The 18,116-nt window shown below is 46.0% G+C and carries 22 protein-coding genes and 3 tRNA genes; 9 read left to right on the forward strand and 16 right to left on the reverse strand.

The genetic code is table 11. The features are described 5' to 3' along the window. The first annotated feature begins 247 nt into the window (after nt 1–247). A complete protein-coding gene (locus GV64_RS14215) occupies nt 248–1,570 on the forward strand; it encodes an MATE family efflux transporter (protein WP_033403294.1) in 1,323 nt (440 codons plus the stop codon). Nucleotides 1,571–1,767: 197 nt separating this feature from the next. Here the strand turns inward: GV64_RS14215 and GV64_RS14220 are convergent, their stop codons facing one another. From GV64_RS14220 to GV64_RS14240, 6 genes are all read right to left on the reverse strand, one after another. After that, nucleotides 1,768–2,124, reverse strand: coding sequence for a hypothetical protein (locus GV64_RS14220; protein WP_020583600.1), 357 nt, complete (start codon nt 2,122–2,124; stop codon nt 1,768–1,770). Nucleotides 2,125–2,286: 162 nt separating this feature from the next. Then, a complete protein-coding gene (locus tag GV64_RS14225; RefSeq protein ID WP_020583601.1) occupies nt 2,287–2,949 on the reverse strand; it encodes an RraA family protein in 663 nt (220 codons plus the stop codon). Nucleotides 2,950–3,034: 85 nt separating this feature from the next. After that, complete coding sequence (locus GV64_RS24270) at nt 3,035–3,196, reverse strand: DUF3012 domain-containing protein (RefSeq protein ID WP_020583602.1); 162 nt, start codon at nt 3,194–3,196, stop codon at nt 3,035–3,037. A 65-nt stretch (nt 3,197–3,261) separates the two neighbouring features. Next, complete coding sequence (locus tag GV64_RS14230) at nt 3,262–3,570, reverse strand: hypothetical protein (protein WP_152554067.1); 309 nt, start codon at nt 3,568–3,570, stop codon at nt 3,262–3,264. Between the two features lie 138 nt (nt 3,571–3,708). After that, entirely contained in the window at nt 3,709–4,179 is a 471-nt protein-coding gene (locus GV64_RS14235; RefSeq protein ID WP_020583604.1) for an MEKHLA domain-containing protein, read from the reverse strand. Between the two features lie 56 nt (nt 4,180–4,235). Continuing rightward, nucleotides 4,236–5,183: a sialidase family protein gene (locus GV64_RS14240; RefSeq protein ID WP_160171796.1), complete on the reverse strand. Its 948-nt coding sequence runs from the start codon at nt 5,181–5,183 to the stop codon at nt 4,236–4,238. A 252-nt stretch (nt 5,184–5,435) separates the two neighbouring features. Here GV64_RS14240 and GV64_RS14245 point away from each other — a divergent pair, with 252 nt between their 5' ends. From GV64_RS14245 to GV64_RS14265, 5 genes are all read left to right on the forward strand, one after another. Beyond that, nucleotides 5,436–6,797, forward strand: a complete 1,362-nt coding sequence (locus GV64_RS14245; protein WP_026258407.1) for a sodium:solute symporter family protein — start codon at nt 5,436–5,438, stop codon at nt 6,795–6,797. Nucleotides 6,798–6,974: 177 nt separating this feature from the next. Further along, the gene (locus tag GV64_RS14250) at nt 6,975–7,265 is read left to right on the forward strand and encodes a hypothetical protein (protein WP_020583607.1); all 291 of its coding nucleotides are present in this window, start codon (nt 6,975–6,977) and stop codon (nt 7,263–7,265) included. 301 nt (nt 7,266–7,566) lie between these two features. After that, nucleotides 7,567–8,292, forward strand: coding sequence for an AzlC family ABC transporter permease (locus GV64_RS14255; protein WP_020583608.1), 726 nt, complete (start codon nt 7,567–7,569; stop codon nt 8,290–8,292). Continuing rightward, a complete protein-coding gene (locus GV64_RS14260; protein ID WP_020583609.1) occupies nt 8,292–8,606 on the forward strand; it encodes an AzlD domain-containing protein in 315 nt (104 codons plus the stop codon). Before GV64_RS14255 ends, GV64_RS14260 begins: the two co-directional genes overlap by 1 nt. A gap of 89 nt (nt 8,607–8,695) precedes the next feature. Beyond that, nucleotides 8,696–8,935: a hypothetical protein gene (locus GV64_RS14265; protein WP_020583610.1), complete on the forward strand. Its 240-nt coding sequence runs from the start codon at nt 8,696–8,698 to the stop codon at nt 8,933–8,935. Nucleotides 8,936–8,979: 44 nt separating this feature from the next. Here the strand turns inward: GV64_RS14265 and GV64_RS14270 are convergent, their stop codons facing one another. The 9 genes from GV64_RS14270 to GV64_RS14310 all read right to left on the reverse strand — a co-directional run bounded on the left by GV64_RS14270 (nt 8,980) and on the right by GV64_RS14310 (nt 16,347). After that, nucleotides 8,980–9,249, reverse strand: coding sequence for a hypothetical protein (locus GV64_RS14270; protein ID WP_020583611.1), 270 nt, complete (start codon nt 9,247–9,249; stop codon nt 8,980–8,982). A 10-nt stretch (nt 9,250–9,259) separates the two neighbouring features. Beyond that, nucleotides 9,260–10,408: a Na/Pi symporter gene (locus tag GV64_RS14275; RefSeq protein ID WP_026258408.1), complete on the reverse strand. Its 1,149-nt coding sequence runs from the start codon at nt 10,406–10,408 to the stop codon at nt 9,260–9,262. A gap of 267 nt (nt 10,409–10,675) precedes the next feature. Beyond that, a complete protein-coding gene (locus GV64_RS14280; protein WP_020583613.1) occupies nt 10,676–11,125 on the reverse strand; it encodes an NfeD family protein in 450 nt (149 codons plus the stop codon). After that, nucleotides 11,125–12,045 (reverse strand): SPFH domain-containing protein, encoded by a 921-nt coding sequence (locus GV64_RS14285; RefSeq protein WP_020583614.1) that lies wholly within the window; start codon nt 12,043–12,045, stop codon nt 11,125–11,127. Before GV64_RS14285 ends, GV64_RS14280 begins: the two co-directional genes overlap by 1 nt. A gap of 89 nt (nt 12,046–12,134) precedes the next feature. Then, a complete protein-coding gene (locus tag GV64_RS14290) occupies nt 12,135–14,213 on the reverse strand; it encodes a S9 family peptidase (protein WP_020583615.1) in 2,079 nt (692 codons plus the stop codon). Between the two features lie 301 nt (nt 14,214–14,514). Beyond that, nucleotides 14,515–14,796: a sulfurtransferase complex subunit TusB gene (tusB, locus tag GV64_RS14295; protein WP_020583616.1), complete on the reverse strand. Its 282-nt coding sequence runs from the start codon at nt 14,794–14,796 to the stop codon at nt 14,515–14,517. Next, complete coding sequence (gene tusC, locus GV64_RS14300) at nt 14,796–15,155, reverse strand: sulfurtransferase complex subunit TusC (protein ID WP_026258410.1); 360 nt, start codon at nt 15,153–15,155, stop codon at nt 14,796–14,798. The genes tusB and tusC overlap by 1 nt, the downstream gene beginning before the upstream one ends. A gap of 1 nt (nt 15,156) precedes the next feature. After that, nucleotides 15,157–15,549, reverse strand: coding sequence for a sulfurtransferase complex subunit TusD (tusD, locus tag GV64_RS14305; protein WP_020583618.1), 393 nt, complete (start codon nt 15,547–15,549; stop codon nt 15,157–15,159). Between the two features lie 126 nt (nt 15,550–15,675). Continuing rightward, nucleotides 15,676–16,347, reverse strand: coding sequence for a Bax inhibitor-1/YccA family protein (locus tag GV64_RS14310; RefSeq protein ID WP_020583619.1), 672 nt, complete (start codon nt 16,345–16,347; stop codon nt 15,676–15,678). A 205-nt stretch (nt 16,348–16,552) separates the two neighbouring features. Here GV64_RS14310 and GV64_RS14315 point away from each other — a divergent pair. The 3 genes from GV64_RS14315 to GV64_RS14325 all read left to right on the forward strand — a co-directional run bounded on the left by GV64_RS14315 (nt 16,553) and on the right by GV64_RS14325 (nt 16,917). After that, nucleotides 16,553–16,643 (forward strand) — tRNA-Ser (locus GV64_RS14315). A 46-nt stretch (nt 16,644–16,689) separates the two neighbouring features. After that, nucleotides 16,690–16,780 (forward strand) — tRNA-Ser (locus GV64_RS14320). A 46-nt stretch (nt 16,781–16,826) separates the two neighbouring features. Further along, nucleotides 16,827–16,917 (forward strand) — tRNA-Ser (locus GV64_RS14325). Between the two features lie 266 nt (nt 16,918–17,183). Here GV64_RS14325 and GV64_RS14330 read toward each other — a convergent pair. Continuing rightward, entirely contained in the window at nt 17,184–17,747 is a 564-nt protein-coding gene (locus GV64_RS14330) for a hypothetical protein (RefSeq protein WP_152554068.1), read from the reverse strand. Between the last annotated feature and the right edge of the window lie 369 nt (nt 17,748–18,116).

Consider the following 18,116-nt stretch of genomic DNA (forward strand, 5'->3'; position numbering starts at 1 on the left):
CAAAAATGCCACAATTTTAGACATCATTACTATTTGACTCATGATCCTGTGCGGTGCGGCACTCTGCACTTATGCTGTTTGTATTTCCGGTAAAATACCGTTAAGTCACAGACAGAACCTAATAAAAATGCATACAATTCTTGCTATTCATCATGAAAATAGCGTACTGCTATATAGGTGAATACCCGATTTTATTTTTCTCAGCCCTCATTTGCGATTTAAGACTGTTAGAAATGATGGAGTCAGTTTGAAGCAAAGGCTTGCCACAATACTTCAGTTAGGGTTCCCCATCATGCTGGCCATGCTCTCCCAGAGCATGATCAATCTGGTGGATGCTGCCCTGGTGGGACCATTGGGAGAAAATGCACTGGCAGCTGTCGGTGCCGGCAGCTATGCAAATTTTGTCGCCCTATCCCTGATGACCGGACTTTCTGCTGCCATTCAGGCTCAGGTTGCGCGTCGTGTCGGGGCCGGTCGCCTTGATGAGTGTGCTATGCCTACTAACCACGGACTTATCATCGCTTTTTGCTTTGCCATGCCACTCAGCATAATCCTGATGATTGCAGCCCCCTGGTTACTTGAATTATTCGCTCAAAATTCCCCAACCTTTAAGGGAGAAGCAACCAACTATTTTCAAATAAGGGTCATGGCGCTCACTGCTGCTGCAATGAACCTTTCCTTCCGTGGTTTCTGGAACGGTATTGGTGAGCCAAAAGGCTTCCTTAAGCTCCTGGTCTTTACTCATATCTGCAATGTCATTCTCAGCTATCTGTTAATTTATGGAAAGCTGGGACTACCCGCCCTTGGGGTAAAGGGGGCTGCTTTTGGCACATTCATTTCCATGTACCTTGGCGCTTTTCTCAATCTCTGGATTTTGAATAAAAAAGCCAGAAAATACGGTTTCCTGACCCGTTGGAAAAATTGGGCTGCGTTAAAACGTCTGGTATTTCTTGCCATTCCAGACTCCCTACAACAGACGTTATTCGCTCTGGGCATGATGATGCTTTTTGCCATTGTCGCCCAGTTGGGCATTAGTGAAATGGCCATAGCCCATGTGCTACTCAACATCTCACTGATGCTCATATTACCCGGCTTGGGACTGGGTATGGCGGCCAACACTCTGGTCAGTCAGAGCCTTGGAGCCCGTGAGCCGGAGGTTGCCTGGCGCTGGGGACAGGAAGTGATGTACACCGCCAGTGCAGTTTTACTGGTACTGAGCCTGCCTTTAATTTTTCTTCCAAAAGCAGTGCTTTCCCTGTTTCTCCACGATCCTGCACTACTGGCAATGGGCGCAATACCATTGCAATTGACAGGTATTGGTATCGTTCTGGATGCCCCATCGCTGGTATTTGTTCAGGCCTTGCTTGGAGCAGGAGCGAACCGAACGGTTCTGTGCATCCGATTCGTAGCCCAATGGCTCATCCTACTGCCACTCTGCTGGCTTATAGGCCCTATTCTTGGCCTAGGACTTACGGCTGTCTGGGCAGTGCCTACTCTTCAGCGAATCATTACCTCAGTCAGCTTTCTGGCCGTCTGGCATTCAAGGCGATGGAGTAAAATACAAGTGTAAGCTCACTATCAGATCGGCCTGCTTATGTCCTAGCCTTTGAAGATGCAGGGTTACTGGCTGAGTTCACTCATTGAATCGCCAGCTCGACCGGTCACATAGTTGATCCAAGCTCCCGGTACCCGAGGACATAAAGACTTCACTCTCTTGCCGCTTACCTGCACCTTCAAACTCTTTGGGGGATAGCGACATTACTGATATTAATAAATATCGAGGATGATCTTACAGGAGTCCGTTTCCAACCCTTTTTCACAGGTAATGACCACTGCTGACTCACAGGTTTGCAGTGTACCTGAGTACATAATGGTCAAAATATCATCCGAAGTACCCGGATTATCTTTCACAAGCTCTTCCTGAGTTTCACGAACACAGCGCTCATACGCATTCTGTACGGTGTCATTATCAGACATAATCGGAATTTCACCCAACACTACGCCTGGATCACTACCGCCGCAACCTGCCAGTGCAAGAGAAAGAACAAACAATCCAGTATAGGTAGACAGAGAATGGAAAGTAGGTTTATAGCATCGAGAAATGGATGATTTTTTTATTGTCATTTTTGCATGTCCCTGTATGCAACTCTTCCAACTTAAACTCCGATTGAAATGAAAAAACAAGATGACTAAGGCAACTTTGGACTGGAAGAGCATAAAAATAAAAAACAATATAATATCAGGCGGCACTTTGGGCAACATTTGATCAGTGCTTCCACTTAATCCTCAGTTAACCAGAAAAGTAAGTTCGCTTCTTTCTCCAGCCTCGATTTTTCGCCAATGCTCGTCAAAATTGATCAGGTCACGCAACGAATCACCGTCCTGCACCCTGGCAAGAACCAACCCTTCTTTGGCCTTGATATCTTCTGCAACAGGAATCAGACGGACAGCTTCTTCCAGGGTTAAAACCAGCAGGCCATCATCATCACCAAAAACTATCTCACCGGGGTGAACGGTTACCCCACCACACTCAACAATGACCTGGGTATGAAATGCCCTTTTTGATGTTCCAGACATCGGGGTAATAGAGTGCGCATAAACAGGAAAGTTAGTTTTCCTTACCGCAGCAGTGTCACGAACAGCGCCATCAATAACAAAGCCAGCAAGCCCCTTACGCATGGCCTCAGTTACAAATAACTCTCCAGCAACAGCCAGGCGACTGCCCTGTGTTTCAATAACAATGACATCACCAACATTTGCGTCATGAATGGATTTAAGAACAGTAAGGAAATCATTATGACAGTTTACTGTATAAGCACAGCCTATCAGCTTTAGGCCTGGCTGTACTGGCCGTATTGCCGAGCTGATAACTCTCAGGCGCTTATCCGCATCGGCAAGGTGAGCTGTACTCAAGTTGGCCAGCCGGGAACGTATCTCATTAATCTCCATGAAAAAAACCTCAGGCAATACCTGTCAGATGATTTTCTAAGAGCTTAGCCTGAATATGATAAATACCCATGAAATAGTATAAAAACTATTTAAAAACACAGTGCTTGGCAAAATCTGCAGCTTCGTTGGCAGTCCAATCCCCTTTTGGTTTCTCCTTCAAGTCATTACACCAGGCTTCACTGCCAACCTCAGGCGCACAGCCAACAATAAAAAGTGAGGTTAAAACCACCGCAAATAATCGCTTCATCGAACTCATCCTTTTCACGTATTACCAGTTACCTGAACAGAATACGCGTTATTAACAGCGGATTGCTAGGGCGTTTGTGGGCCACATTCAATATGATCCAGCACTAAAGGTGCCACCGGACCTAAAGACCCATGCGGTTGACCTTCCCGTGAGCTCTCGCGACGAAAAAAAGCCCGACATTCATCACGAAAATAAACCACGTATTCATCAAGGTTAATTGATTGAAGTCCTGAAGCCATAAGATCATTACTCTCAACAACTTCAAGCATGGCCTTCACATCGTTAATATTCTGATACTTCGGAGGAAGTGCCCCGACAGCCAGTACTCCGGCAGACATGAGCACCCCGGACAACAGAATGAGTGGCTTTTTCATAATCAAACTCCAGAAAAAAGAAAGCATCTACCAGCCTGGTTCCAAGCTGAGCCATCAAGACCGGGTAAAAAAACGCTCATCTTCCCGAACTGACATACTAAAAAGTAGACGTATTTTTCAAAGAGTCAGGCAGTACCGTTACAAAAACTGCCAGTCATGAAACATGGCAGCCTGACCATGGATATTTCCATCCAGATCAATCAGGTTCCAGACAATAGCGTCACTGATCAGGAAGCGCCGCCCCTTCGAGGAAATTCGAACCCCCGAGTAGTTATCTATAAAACCTTTATCAGATACTTCCTTTAACAACCTCTTGCGTTCATCCAGATGCAGTGGCTCTGCAGACTTTCTGGAAGGTAAGACGGTAAAGTCTTCCCATTCCATTTCAAACAATGCCAGGGCAATCTGATTTCCATAATTAAAAATTGGGTCATCATCAGTCCCATGGGAAACCAATGCAAAAGGCGCTTGATCAATAACACTGATAACCTCCTTATCAGGCACTGAAGTTAGCAATGGTTTTCCCGTAAGCCTGGCAAAACTCTGAAAAACAAGATCACCATGAGCAATATAGAACGGGTTTGACTGTATATCGGGACAACCGGTCATAACACTCCCTTAACCTGTAAATTCTAGTTTTTGAGCTTGAGTCAACAATACTTTATCTACCGAAGCTGTTCCTGCTCATCAATCACATATAGCTGAACGTGTCGAATGGCTTTTCTCTGCCACGTATAAACAATATGAATAATACCTTCAGAGTCCTCAATCACCGCTGGGTAAGAAAACTCACCATCTCCATCTTCAAGTATCATCACCTGTTGCCAGTCAATACCATCGTCACTCAGGGCCACCGCCAGAGGCGTTCGTCCAGCAACCACCGGATTGTATACTAATAAATGTTTACCACTGTGAAGAGTAATGGCATCAATACCCGAGTTCGGATTTGGCAGACCGGTTGGCTGCATCTCTGACCAGCTAAGGCCATGATCCAAAGACCAGGTCTCTGCAATAAGACCAGAGTGTGTTCGGCAAAGTGCCTGAACCCTGCCATCCGGATGAGTTAGGATTGCTGGCTGAATAGCCCCAAGAATTTGCGGATCATGAACATCTACACGCAGAGGCCCCTGGGGTTGCTGTAACTCGAAATGAACCTTCCACCCTTGATGTTCAGTGCTGGAAGGGTAAATCAGGCGCTCATCAGGCAAAATAACGGGTTTATTTCGAACAGGACCAAGAAAGCCATCTTGATGAGATTGGACAGATGACCAGCTCTTTCCCTGATCAGAGGACGTCATGTAAAAACCACGCCACAGCCTGGGTGATTCACCCATTCTAAAATGCAGGTTCAGCTCTTTTCCTGTATTAAAAAGCACAGGATTCCAGTGGGCCTCGTCACCAGTACCAGACGAGAAGTCAGTTAGCAGTACAGGCGCGCTCCACTGTCCCTGCTGATAATGTGCCCCCCATATACGCACATCTCTCTGCCCTTCCTGACTGCCTCCAAACCAGGCTGCCATGAGCCGCCCCGGAGCAACTTCCGTCAGAGTTGCTGCATGACAGGATCGGGTGGGTAGATCATCTGCTGATACAACATACGTTTTGCTATGCATTTTCAATAGATTTTCGTTGGCGCACGTCATTGTGAGGACCATTGCCGGGATAATAAAAGGGATAATATATCTGGTTAGCATAATAACTAAGCTGATCATTACTAAAGTTGCAGAGCTTAGGATCAATTGTCTATAAACTTTCTGAAATGCGGCAGATCTTTATATAGACGTTCTACTCTGAATGGCGAATGTCCAAGGCCATCAGCCTAACTCCCTATCAACGTTATCATCAGTCTTATAAAACCAACGATCATGTCCCTCACTATACTCCTTCTTCCCCCCCTGTTATTCCTACTGGTCAGCCTGTATCAGTTGAGATCCATTCGCAGTTTTGCAACCTTTGCCCTCGACAGGGATTCCTTTGGCACACTAACCATCTATTGCACTATCCTCGCCAGCGGTGTTGGCGCCGGTGTCATTATGGGGAATGCAGAGAAAGCCTATCAGGGTGAATGGTTTTACCCACTGGGCTGCCTTGGTTTTGCACTTCAGCTGTGGGTAACCGCGCGGCTAGCACCAAGGATTTATCAATGGCGGAACTGCCTCTCATCCGGTGAAATTCTTAGCAACGTCTATGGAGGAAAAGACATTCGCTTTATCAGTGGAGCACTCTGGCTGATATTCTGTATGGGCATTGTCGCTGCCCAGGTGATTGCTATTCAAAGAGTGGTGACCATGCTGATACCCGGCAGGGAAACCCCCGTTGCTGCATTTCTGATCATCAGTGTTATTCTTTACAGTAGTCTGGGTGGCATTCGTTCTGTAGTTACCACTGATGTCATCCAGGCAGTTATCCTGCTGCTATCGTTAATCGCACTGACTGTTTGGGGGATATGGTTTCTTGGAGGCATCGAATCAACCTATCAGCAATTACGCGTACAAAATATCCAGAGCAGTTTTACCGGGCAAATACCCACGCTGTTCATTGTATTTTTTGGATTCTTGCTCGGGGACGCCCTGATTCCAATATCCATCCAACGGGTAACCATGGCACGAAGTCATCAGGAAGCCAGTAAGGCAATGCAATTGACCGCAGCGGTTATCTTTGCCGTTATTCTGCTTTGTGGCCTGATTGGCCTGATTGCCAACCTGTTGGAGCCCGGTCAGGAAAGTCAGTACACCTTCAACATCTTACTGAGTGCACTGCCATTCTGGCTTAAACTGTTTGTCGTATCAGGCTTACTGGCGGCAATCATGTCTTCTTGTGACAGTTATCTGAACACTGCGGCCATTGCTTTTTCCAATGATATGCTGCCTGCGGTAACAAGCCCTTTGTCAGACCGAAAACAACTTATGTTGGGACGTATCGCCACCCTGGTTATCGGGACTGGTGCTGTCATTATTGCCCTACAGGTTAATGATATTTTGGATGTACTGCTGGGAACATTCGAGGCCTGGGGGCCAACTTTGCTCCCCCCCCTGTTCGTTGCACTGTTCTATCCCAGGCTGCCTAAACTGAACTTCTACCTGCCCTGTGTCGCAGGGCTTCTCACCCTTTTCCTCTGGAAGTGGCTGGCACCTGACTCAATCATCTCAACGGGTGGTCTATTGGCCGGTATCTCAGGCAATATGATTTTCACAGCATTGCTTCTATGGAAAAGAAAAGCAGAATAATAGCAACAATCACCCGCCTATAAATAAGGCAAACAACCCCCTACCCAATACATCTGTCACTCCAGGATTTATCTTATCTTTCAATAAATTAAGAGTTTTAAAACCAAAGCCTAACAACCGTATTTACTAATTAATACTATAATGGAACGTAGTATTTCATCGAGCAAGGAGGCAAAGATGCAAGTAGATAGCTCTTCAGGCAACAATCAGCTCCAAATTGACAGTCTGAAAAACAATTTAGAAAAGGTAAACAAAAAAATAAGAAACAATAAAAAACACTTAGATAGAGCAGTCAAAGTCGCCGTGGTGACATTCCCTCTCATGCCACTCTCCTTTATGCCCATGGCAGTTGCGTATGGACTTGATAAAAAGGCTTCCAGTCTCATATCTCAAAAAGATCTGCTTGAACGAAAAATTGATGCTTTAAAGTATCCTGTTAAAAACATTCCCACTGAAACTACTGTTTAAACTCACGCAGCCTGGTCTTTATTACCCTTCTTTTTTCAGGGCGGGAGTCCCGCATTCTCATATAACCTAAACTAAGACTGAATTGAAATAAATCACTCTGACTGGAATATCAGGCAATTCTTTCTGTACAATCCTACTATTCTGGTCTGACGAATAAGAACGTAGTAGCTGTATCGCGGTATAAATCCACCGAAATAGTCTATTTTACCTCCATAACAAACTATTCTTCTTATCGTCTGTCTATATGGGAATTCACCCTTTTTTATCTGGAGTCTGACACCAGTGAAGGTCAAGTGTCGTTATGAATCAGGCTGAAGTTGTTCAATATTCCAATAGTAATGAAAAACTCAGAGCCTTTCTCAAAGGTGCTGCAGCGATCATTCCTCTGACTGTCGCCGTCCTGCCATGGGGCATTCTGACCGGTTCTCTGGCCATTGAGTCTGGTTTTGATCCCATTCAAAGTCAGGCATTATCCGGCATTATCTTTGCCGGTGCCGTTCAGCTGGCTATCATGGGAATGATTCAGGCCGGAGTCGGATTGAGTAGCATCCTTATTTCTGCATTGCTGATCACATCCCGTCACTTCCTGTATTCCATGGTGATGCGCAAGAACATCAGCCCCCTGCCCCTCAGATGGCGTCTGACACTAGGCTTTCTGTTAACTGATGAACTGTTTGCCATTGCCAATCCTGGCCAGCTAAAGCGCTTTGACCGCTGGTATACTCTGGGTGGAGGGCTTTGCTTCTATCTTGGTTGGAACCTGGCCACTCTGGGCGGCATCGTTGCTGGAGAAAGCATTGAAAATCTGGATGCCCTAGGGCTTGATTTCGCCATTGCTGCAACATTTATTGCCCTTGTGATCCCAACCATTAAGAATGCTTCAGTGCTTGTCTGTGTACTCACGGCCCTGGTGACTTCTGTGATTTGTGAAACGATGCATATTCAGGCTGGACTACTTATTTCTGCACCTCTGGCTATGCTGACAGGGTTTGCATATGCCAAAGCAACCGCTAAAGGAGAGGATTAATGGATACCTGGGTTATTCTTCTAACTGTTGCGGCCCTGGTTTTTGGCAGCCGTTTTCTTCTGATGGAGCCTTGGTTGCCGCTGAAGCTTAGTGAGAATGTCCAGAAGATGTTGAGTTATTCTGCGCCAGCAGTGCTAACAGCGATTGCCGCGCCGATTGTTTTTATCCGGGATGACTATTTCACCCTGACTATGGATAATCATTACCTGGTTGCCGGCATTATTGTGGTCATTCTGGCTCTGTCCACAAGAAATACATTAATGACCGTTATTCTGGGTATGCTGTCATTTCTGGTGTTGAAGCATGTAATATGAATATTGTGAAGTGAAGCCATCTCTCCTAGCCTGCCCTCAGCGGAATACAATAAGCCCAGCATCATGCTAGACTGAATTTGAAGTATTTCATGGATGATACTTTTTTTGGGGGCATTCTCATGTACAAATTACTTTCTGCTGTTTTCCTTATTCTTCTTGCTGCCGGTGTTCTGGCGAGAAGTTTTGACCTCTCGGTGTACAAGGATGGTTACTATCTTCGCTACGAATTCCCACGCTACGCCAAAGAAACCTGGTTTGAAGTAACACTGGGGAAGCGTCAGGGGCTTGCAGGCATGATTGACGAGGTAAAAAATAAAGCCAGCAAATAATTGCTGGCTTTATTCAACCCATCATTTCAATGAAGAACTGACCATTATTTCTTTTGGGAACCCGTAATCGAACTCATCAGCTTCGTTACAGACTTCTTGAAATCATCAATGGCTGATACACCCAGCTTTTTGACATCAACAAAATGCGGTTCAGCCTTGTCTAGATATTCATCCAGGTGGTCAACTTCCTCATGCTGCATATCCTGCCGCTCAGCTTCCAGCTCTTTTTCAAGACGTTTTAACGTTGCCTTGACCTCTTTAATCTGAGCCTTCAGCTCCTTCTTGTGTGCCTTATATTCCTTAAGTGTTGTCATGATGATCTCCTCAGGCAGTAATAGCGATCAGGATAGCGGGTAGAATAAAAAAGACGCCCACCACATAGACCAGTACCATCCATTTATTCCGGCTTGCCACCTGGGCAAAACGGCGAGCCAGCCTGGGTGGAATATTACGAAGGAAAGGAATAGTGTAAATCAAAAGCACCGCTGAAACATTAAACAATAGGTGCACCAATGCTATCTGCAAAGCAAAGAAGCCCATCGCTCCTTGAACCGCAGTTGCTGCCAGCAACGCTGTAATCGTGGTACCGATATTGGAACCCAGGGTAAATGGATATATTTCTTTCAGTTTGAAAATGCCATTACCTGCTAAAGGAACAATCAAACTGGTGCAAGTTGAAGAAGATTGAACCGCAATGGTCATCATCATACCCGAGAAAATACCCGTTGCCGGCCCGCGCCCCACCGCTTTGTGAAGAATCTGCTTGGCTTTACCAACCATAAGGTGCTTTAACAACTTGCCCAGATAAATAATGGAGATAAAAATAAAAGCAAGCCCTGTCAGCGCCAGGCACACACCGGCCCAAAGATCAGGTAATGAACCATAAAGCCCTTTAAACAGATCCACTGTTGGAGCCGTTATTATTTTAACAAAGTTAAACCCTTTGATACTGACAGTATCACCGCCCACCAGCAGGTTTGCCAGAAGGTCAGAGCCTTTGGCCAGAAAGCCAGTCATGATTTCAAGCGGAAGAAAGATCATAACCGCCATCAGATTAAAAAAATCATGAACAGTGGCAGCCGAAAATGCACGACGGAACTCTTTCTTTTTACCAATATGCCCCATACTGACCAGAGTATTGGTAACTGTTGTACCAATATTGGCGCCCATAATCATGGGTATGGCCGTAGCTACCGGTAAGCCACCAGCAACAAGCCCGACAATAACAGAAGTCACGGTGCTGGATGATTGCACAACCGCCGTTGCCAGGGCGCCCGCCACCAGCCCCATTATGGGGTTTGTGGCAAAAGCAAATAACTGACGTGCTCCTTCAGCACCACCAGAAGCCCACTTAAAGCCAGACCCTATCATTCCGACAGCGACCAACAGTAGGTAGATCATCAGCGCAACAAAAAGCCACTGAACAACCAGACCTTTCGATTGCGTCGACTCGGTTGTATTACTGGGTTGCATTCGAACATCCTGCAAGGTGAAAAACATTGACTATCCAGCACTCATCAGACTGGAAATCTCGACATCAATCAGGGGAACCGAAAAAGAAACACAATCGTCCCATTGAAGGAGGATAAGCATAAAGAAAGCGTAAAGGAGTCTCAAGCCTGCAGCAGATGGAAATACTTTTCCCGGAACATGCCTGACGGGCTAAAAAGATATAAATACTGTTTACAGTATGGGAGTATGCCTGACTCAATAAAATCGACAGACTTACTCCCTTATACTTTAAACCTGCTCCCTGACCAGTAACACCATCCCCCGATGGCCAGTCACAGAAACTTTGCAACCCTGCGATATATTCCGGTCAGACTCCACTTTCCAGAGCGTATCGCCAATCTGAAGACGACTCTGACCAGCAGGTAGGTCATGCTCAAGCGTGATGGTTCGTCCAACCAATTGCAGGGCACGGTTATTCAGCTCAGGGCTATCGTTCTTATTATTAACGTTTCGGAACAGCTTCCAGTAGGCCAGCGTAAACAGCAAACTACCAATACCAAAAATCAACAGTTGGACAGGCCAGCCCATCTCCGGAACCAGCCAAAGCCAGAGAGAAACCACTGCCGCGGCAATGGCACTTCCCAGCAGAAAACCTCCTGCCCCAAGTGCTTCAGCACCCAGGAACAGGAAAACAAGAATAAGCCAATGCCATGGCTGCAGTGTAAAAGCTATATCCATCAGCTTGCCTTATTACTGGTTACTTCACCCACCAATTCCTTAATGCCGGCAATAGAACCAATGACGCTGCTGGCCTCCAAAGGCATCATGATAACCTTGCTGTTATCTGCAGATGCCACATCGGTCAGGGCCTCTACATATTTCTGGGCAACAAAATAGTTAATGGCGCGATGATCACCCTCAGCAATGGCTTTGGATACCATCGCAGTTGCCACGGCCTCAGCTTCAGCAAGACGCTCTCTGGCTTCAGCTTCACGCTTGGCAGCTTCCAACTCACCCTCAGCCTTCAGAATCTGAGCCTGTTTTTCACCTTCTGCAACCTTAATGGCTGCTTCACGGGCACCTTCTGCCTCGAGAATCTGAGCACGTTTTTCCCGCTCAGCCTTCATTTGTCTGGCCATTGCCTCTACGAGATCTGCTGGAGGTGCAATATCCAGCAACTCAATTCGAGTAACTTTAAGCCCCCAGGGATCAGTGGCTTCATCAACCTTGACCAGCAGCTGGCTGTTAATTCGATCGCGGTTGGACAGCATTTCATCCAATTCCATAGAACCTAAAACGGCACGAATATTGGTCATCACCAGATTTTTCATGGCTCTGTCCAAATCATTCACTTCGTAAGATGCTTTCACCGCATCCTGAACCAGATAAAAACAGACTGCATCCGTCGTCACCTGGGCATTGTCAGCACTGATAATTTCCTGGGGTGGAATATCCAGCACCTGCTCCATCATGTTAATTTTTTTCCCGATGGTATCAATCACGGGAACAATCACATGCAAACCTGGCCTCAGAGTCTTGGTGTATTTCCCAAAACGCTCCACCGTATAATTAAAACCCTGTGGCACCATCCGAACACCGGTCGTTATAAGAACCGCAATCAGTACTACAAAGGCGATTGCAGTGATTTCCATACCCATTAGGCAGCTCCCGCTTTTCAGTTTTTATCAGGAAGGGCTACCAGTCACTGTTGTGCTGAAAAAGCAGCCCTGTAATTTATACAATCAAACTAGTTCAAACCAAAACACTTCAAAATAAAGGCATAATTAAACGCCTCTTCATCGATCCACTCATAGCGCTTGCTGGCACCTGCATGCCCTGCATGCATATTCATGTTCAGCAGCAACAAATTATCATCGGTTTTCAAGGCTCTTAACCGTGCCACCATCTTGGCCGGCTCCCAGTAAGTCACCTGTTCATCCGAGATACCGGAATTAAACAGCATCGGCGGATAATCCATGGACTGGATATTGTCGTAGGGCGAGTACTTCATGATATAGGCAAAATCATCAGCACTGGCAACCGGATTCCCCCACTCTTCCCATTCTGGCGGGGTCAGTGGCAGAGAAGCATCACTGATAGTATTGATCACATCCACAAAAGGAACATCAGCAATCACACAGCCAAACAGATCTGGACGCAGGTTGGTCACAGCCCCCATTAATAGTCCACCGGCACTGCCACCATTGATGGCCACCTCCCCTTTACTGGTATAACCCTGCTCGATCAGATATTCCGTAGCATCAATAAAATCAGTAAACGTATTCATCTTATGGCGCATTTTGCCATTGAGATACCACTGATACCCTTTTTCATCACCACCACGAATATGAGCGGTTGCGTATACAAAGCCACGATCAACCAGACTGAACAGCTTTGAAGAAAAACCAGCCGTCATACCATAACCGTATGAACCATAACCGTACACCAGAGCCCGGTGAGAACCATCCTGAACAAGGTCTTTTTTATGAATAATAGTAACCGGTATCCGTTCACCGTCGCGGGCACTGGCGTACTCACGCTTAACCTCATATTTATCCGGGTCAAAATTAGGTGTCTCGCGGGTATATACCACTGTCGTTTGAACGGTTGACAGATCAAGCTCAAGAACGGTACTGGGCCTTACGGGAGAGGAATAATCCAGACGAACCCGGGTAGCGTTATGATCCCAGTCACCGGAAAAATCCAGTTCATAGGCCTCATCCGGCATGGATACACGATCTTTTTGCCCTGAGTCCATATCCTGAACCACGAGCTCATCAAGCGCTCTCTCGTTATTCTTCTGCTCGATAATCAGATAATGGCTGTAGAAATGAATATCGGTAAGGCTGATGCTGTCGCTCTCGGCCTGCATCAGCTGCCACTGTTTTTGATCCCACTGGTTTAACGGTGTTTTAAACAGTTGAAAATTATTGGCACCATCAAAGTTGGTCAGAATATAAAAATCATTTCTGAAGTGATCCAGATTAAAAACCACATCGTCCGTACCATGGGCGAAAAGCCGGAAGTCTATGGAAGAGCGAGGGGAAACATAAACAACCTGACTGGAGCCACTGTTAAGGTAAACCATGACATATTCATGATCTGTGGTTTCAGCGAGAGACAGAAACATCCCGTCAAACTCATCAGACTTGGAGAAAACCAGAACTTTATTTTCAGGCCCCTTATGAATGTTAATTTTGTAGACATGTTTACCGCGGGCCTGCTCATCACGCTCAACCACCAGCAGGTGCTCATCATCAATCCAGAGTATGGAGCCGGTGCTGTTTGGGAAGGTCCATTCACTGTCCTTCCCTGTCTTCAGGTTTCTAACCCGAATGGTACGCTCCATGGAACCGGTCAGGTTATAGCCATAAGCCAGAAAAGTGTTTGCACGATTGGTTATGGAAGGACCAAACATATAGAGGTCCTTACCTTCGGCCTCTTTGTTAACATCCATGTAAACTACTTCAGGTAAATCCATGGCGGCGTTACGGCGGCAGAGAATGGGGTAATTTTTACCCTTCTCTTCACGGTAGTAATAAAGGTACTCCCCCTTTCTCACCGGCCAGGACTGATAATCCTCCTTTATGCGGGACAGGATTTCCTGATAAAGGCTCTCCTGAACAGCTTTACTGTCCTTCATTTGAGCATCTTTATAAGCGCTTTCTGCGTGCAGATATGCCGGAACTTCAGGGTTTTTAAAATCCAGATCCCCAGCCACAATTTTCTGCCAATGCTCATCCCGCAACCAATGGTATTCATCAATACGGGTGTGGTCATGCTGAACAATAGAATATGGAATTTTTGGCGCGACCGGTGCTTTCAATCGGACTTCCTCAGAGGCAGACAATGTCAAAGAGAGTATCAGTAAACACAATAATAAACAGTTCTTCAGCATATCATGTGCGCCTATGGTGAAAAGGGCTCAATAATTAAGAGCATAGGCTTAACACAAAGTTCTGTTTATCTATCGCGTTATTTCAATATTCCACAAATGTGGGTTTTTCGCTATCCAGAAGCCTGCTAAGACACCGGCAATGAAACTAGCCCCACTCAACTGGCTAACTAATAGCTCAATTAGGTGAATTGTGTTTAATGAAGCGAGGAATATGATTGGATAATATAATTCAGAACCATGATAATATCTTATCATCATCCACACATAATGAGACAAAACGGTTATAGTCGATGACTTCAAAAGGTGCAGATACCTCTACCCCACGAGCCTTGGCATCCATATCCATAACACACACTGAACAGCCACCAGGTAAGACATTCAATCTCTGTGCTGATGACATCAGTTCATAAACCGCATCTTCAATCAACAGGACAGTATCGCCACTGGCAACAGCGCGAATACAGAGTTCCATCGCCTGCCTGGGCTTATTTACGATATGCAGCGTACTCATCAGAAATTAAACACCCTTGAATGCTGTTGGATAAACTGGGGTAACTCGCCCTCAGCAAGCATTGTCACCCCTTCCTGCAGAGCTTCCGGAGTGATGCCCCGCTCTTCCAGGGAAGCATGATCCACATGAATGGTTTCAATGCCATAAAGAGGCAGCACCTGCAGCATGGCTGAAATATTTTTACGGGGAATTTGACCAGAATCCTGCCCTTCCAATAACTGATAGACCCCATCCCCCATCAACAGGAGACTGGTCTCAATATCATAAGAGGCGGACACCAGTGCCGTATCCAAAGCCTCACGGGCAGCTTGACCACTGTAGGGTGCACGGGTCGAAATAACGCAGACAGAATGACTCATCTCAGGCTCCAAACGTTATGAATCGATCGGCCATCAGTGCTCCATCAAGCAGTTGCCCAAGACCAGAAAGCTCAAAGCAATCCCGGAGATTATGGCCGGGCAGGTTATATCGCCCGGCTTCAGCCTGATCAACAACACCCCGTCTTAATGCTGCAGCAATACACACCACCGCATCCAGTTGATTTTCCTGGATAAACGCCTGCCACTCACTGGGCAGATTGGACTCATCCTGAGGTGGCTGAGCGATCGCCGTCGCAGTATTCACGCCATCCTGATAAAAGAACAGTCTGACAATTTCATGCCCCTGGGCCACCACAGCCCTGGCAAAATGCAGCGCACTCTGGGGAGCCTGACTGTTGGCCGGGGCTCCGTATACGGCCAATGCAAACTTCATAAAGGTAACCTTTGATTAAGCCAATCTGGAACTGATTCATCTTAACAGAAAACATTATCAGCCAGATTTATGAAACCATAAAAAAGCCCCGCCAATGGCGGGGCCTGAGATAAGCCTGTTTAGCAATCAGTCGTCACTGGTAGCACCCAGCAGATGAAGGAGAGCAGTAAACAGATTATAAATATCCAGATAAAGCGATACAGTGGCACGAATGTAGTTAGTCTCACCACCGTGGATGATGCGGCTGGTGTCGAACAGGATAAAACCTGACATCAGCAGAACAATCAGAGCAGACAAAGCCATGCTTGCAGCTGGAACGTTGAAAAACATCAGGGCAATACTGGCAACTACAGCCACAATCAGGCCGACCATGAGGAAGCCGCCCATGAAAGAGAAGTCCTTACGCGTTGTCAGGACATAGGCAGACAAGGCAAAGAAGACAACAGCGGTACCACCTAGCGCTTGCATAATCAGAGAAGGGCCATTAGCCATACCCAGATAATGATTCAGCATTGGGCCCAATGCTGCACCAAGCACGCCGGTGAAGGCAAATACGGCCACAATACCCTTAGCAGAGTCGGCAGTCTTATTAACAACAAACAACAGGCCAAAACCTACCAGAGAGAGCACCAGTGCAGTCATCTGGCTGATTTGCAGAGCCATGGCAACGCCTGCAGTGGCAGCACTGAACAGCAAAGTCATGCCCAAAAGCATGTAGGTATTGCGAAGAACCTTATTGATTTCAACGCCTGCACCCAGGCTGGTAGAAGCAGCAGTCATCACGGGTTTGCGGTCCATCTTTGTCATTCCTCTATATAAATGTAATACCAATCATTATATCAGACCAATTTACTGGGGCTATAGTTTTAACAATTCCTGACATTTTCCATACCTGAAAGCCATCGGCTATATCGCCAAGCCTTGAGCTCGGAGCATAGAAAAAGATTACCAATTATCAAGACGTTGACAGAATTCTGATTTCAGGTACTATTTGCCACGTCGCGGAGGGATGGCTGAGCGGTTGAAAGCACCGGTCTTGAAAACCGGCGTGGGTTAATAGCCCACCCAGGGTTCGAATCCCTGTCCCTCCGCCATTTCAGCATGTATTCTTACGCGATCTGCGGTAGAGTAAAGTCCTGTGGAGGGATGGCTGAGCGGTTGAAAGCACCGGTCTTGAAAACCGGCGTAGGTTAATAGCCTACCCAGGGTTCGAATCCCTGTCCCTCCGCCATTTCAGCATGTATTCTTACGCAATCTGCGGTAGAGTAAAGTCCTGTGGAGGGATGGCTGAGCGGTTGAAAGCACTGGTCTTGAAAACCAGCGTAGGTTAATAGCCTACCCAGGGTTCGAATCCCTGTCCCTCCGCCAAAAAACCTCTCGGATTGTCATCATTAAATCACCCCATCTGAGAAGCTGCGATCACCTGTTCAAAAGCATTCATACTTATCGTTAAAACTTCACCAAGATTTACCTGTTAGCTTCTTTTTTACCCCTGCTCATTCAAGATAACTAATATAAAAGCCACTGCTCGCTGCTTAAAGAGACGGAACAGACTTCACCCCCTCATTTTCTGCAAAGTAATGCAGCCCGTCTCTTTAATAAAAACAGACTCTTCTCACAGTTTTTTTTCATTTTTACAATTGATCTAAAGGAATGTACAAAACGGGAGATGACTTGCAAGGGGCTTCTGATAAACCTCCCTCAGGCATAATATCTTGTACCGATTTCATCCTCTCAGCGGCTCCCAGATCACGCATAATCACCTGCTCAATCGTCCACTCCCGATACTTCTGATACCTGACTGCATACAATTCAGGGTCATACTGTTGGGAGTCAACAATAATTCCTGAATCAGAACAAGGAATTAGCACACCCATGCCCCCATGCCCTCTTGAATTATCTTGTTCAACAGCCTCAACAACCCTGGAAAAACTCTTTTCCTGATTCATATAAGCCTCTTTCGGCTCATGGGCAACAACCATAACGCTCTGAAGTATCGTATAGTTCTGCTTGGACTCAGGATCCCAAACAGTTTCATATTGATTACTACCTGTAGCCTTATTATTAACATTATTCACTGTTTGAAGTTGATATGGTCCCCATACACATTGAGACGAGCAAACATCGCGCCGATTAACTGAAGCAGAATATGAATTTACTTCCTTAACAGAGTTCGAACAGACACAAACTTCCAGCATAAAAAACCTTAAATAAAAATGAAGAATAGAAACAGAAGTAACAATGTAGCAGTTTAAAATGAGATCGCTAAATAGCTTTATATTAATTTCTACAACACTGACCTTTAAAACCAAAGCTAAATCAAACAGGCATTAAAACAAAAACCGGAAACCAACTGCAATAACAATTTAATAGTGCCAAACAAATTACATTTTCAAACGCCATCCTAATGAATAGAAATTAAAACACAGGTGAGTAATTAGCCAAAATTAATAATTTATGCAGACAAAGCAAGCACCTGCGTTAATTACGCAATATGTATGAAACACTTGAAATAACAGAGGCTGAGACTCAGATCTTTTGACAGACAAAAGAAAAACCCCGCATAG

This window comes from Endozoicomonas elysicola, assembly GCF_000710775.1.
GTDB classification, from domain to species: Bacteria; Pseudomonadota; Gammaproteobacteria; order Pseudomonadales; family Endozoicomonadaceae; genus Endozoicomonas; species Endozoicomonas elysicola.

Excerpts from the sequence above, each read along its gene's own strand:
- GV64_RS14280 (WP_020583613.1), bottom strand. The coding sequence starts at position 11,125 with ATGGATATAGCTTTTACACTGCAGCCATGGCATTGGCTTATTCTTGTT.
- GV64_RS14235 (WP_020583604.1), bottom strand. The coding sequence starts at position 4,179 with ATGACCGGTTGTCCCGATATACAGTCAAACCCGTTCTATATTGCTCAT.
- tusB (WP_020583616.1), bottom strand. The coding sequence starts at position 14,796 with ATGAGTACGCTGCATATCGTAAATAAGCCCAGGCAGGCGATGGAACTC.
- GV64_RS14250 (WP_020583607.1), top strand. The coding sequence starts at position 6,975 with ATGCAAGTAGATAGCTCTTCAGGCAACAATCAGCTCCAAATTGACAGT.
- GV64_RS14275 (WP_026258408.1), bottom strand. The coding sequence starts at position 10,408 with ATGCAACCCAGTAATACAACCGAGTCGACGCAATCGAAAGGTCTGGTT.
- GV64_RS14220 (WP_020583600.1), bottom strand. The coding sequence starts at position 2,124 with ATGACAATAAAAAAATCATCCATTTCTCGATGCTATAAACCTACTTTC.
- GV64_RS24270 (WP_020583602.1), bottom strand. The coding sequence starts at position 3,196 with ATGAAGCGATTATTTGCGGTGGTTTTAACCTCACTTTTTATTGTTGGC.
- GV64_RS14230 (WP_152554067.1), bottom strand. The coding sequence starts at position 3,570 with ATGAAAAAGCCACTCATTCTGTTGTCCGGGGTGCTCATGTCTGCCGGA.
- tusC (WP_026258410.1), bottom strand. The coding sequence starts at position 15,155 with ATGAGTCATTCTGTCTGCGTTATTTCGACCCGTGCACCCTACAGTGGT.
- GV64_RS14265 (WP_020583610.1), top strand. The coding sequence starts at position 8,696 with ATGGATGATACTTTTTTTGGGGGCATTCTCATGTACAAATTACTTTCT.
- GV64_RS14255 (WP_020583608.1), top strand. The coding sequence starts at position 7,567 with ATGAATCAGGCTGAAGTTGTTCAATATTCCAATAGTAATGAAAAACTC.
- GV64_RS14245 (WP_026258407.1), top strand. The coding sequence starts at position 5,436 with ATGTCCCTCACTATACTCCTTCTTCCCCCCCTGTTATTCCTACTGGTC.
- GV64_RS14225 (WP_020583601.1), bottom strand. The coding sequence starts at position 2,949 with ATGGAGATTAATGAGATACGTTCCCGGCTGGCCAACTTGAGTACAGCT.
- GV64_RS14310 (WP_020583619.1), bottom strand. The coding sequence starts at position 16,347 with ATGGACCGCAAACCCGTGATGACTGCTGCTTCTACCAGCCTGGGTGCA.
- GV64_RS14240 (WP_160171796.1), bottom strand. The coding sequence starts at position 5,183 with ATGCATAGCAAAACGTATGTTGTATCAGCAGATGATCTACCCACCCGA.
- GV64_RS14270 (WP_020583611.1), bottom strand. The coding sequence starts at position 9,249 with ATGACAACACTTAAGGAATATAAGGCACACAAGAAGGAGCTGAAGGCT.
- GV64_RS14260 (WP_020583609.1), top strand. The coding sequence starts at position 8,292 with ATGGATACCTGGGTTATTCTTCTAACTGTTGCGGCCCTGGTTTTTGGC.
- tusD (WP_020583618.1), bottom strand. The coding sequence starts at position 15,549 with ATGAAGTTTGCATTGGCCGTATACGGAGCCCCGGCCAACAGTCAGGCT.
- GV64_RS14285 (WP_020583614.1), bottom strand. The coding sequence starts at position 12,045 with ATGGGTATGGAAATCACTGCAATCGCCTTTGTAGTACTGATTGCGGTT.
- GV64_RS14330 (WP_152554068.1), bottom strand. The coding sequence starts at position 17,747 with ATGCTGGAAGTTTGTGTCTGTTCGAACTCTGTTAAGGAAGTAAATTCA.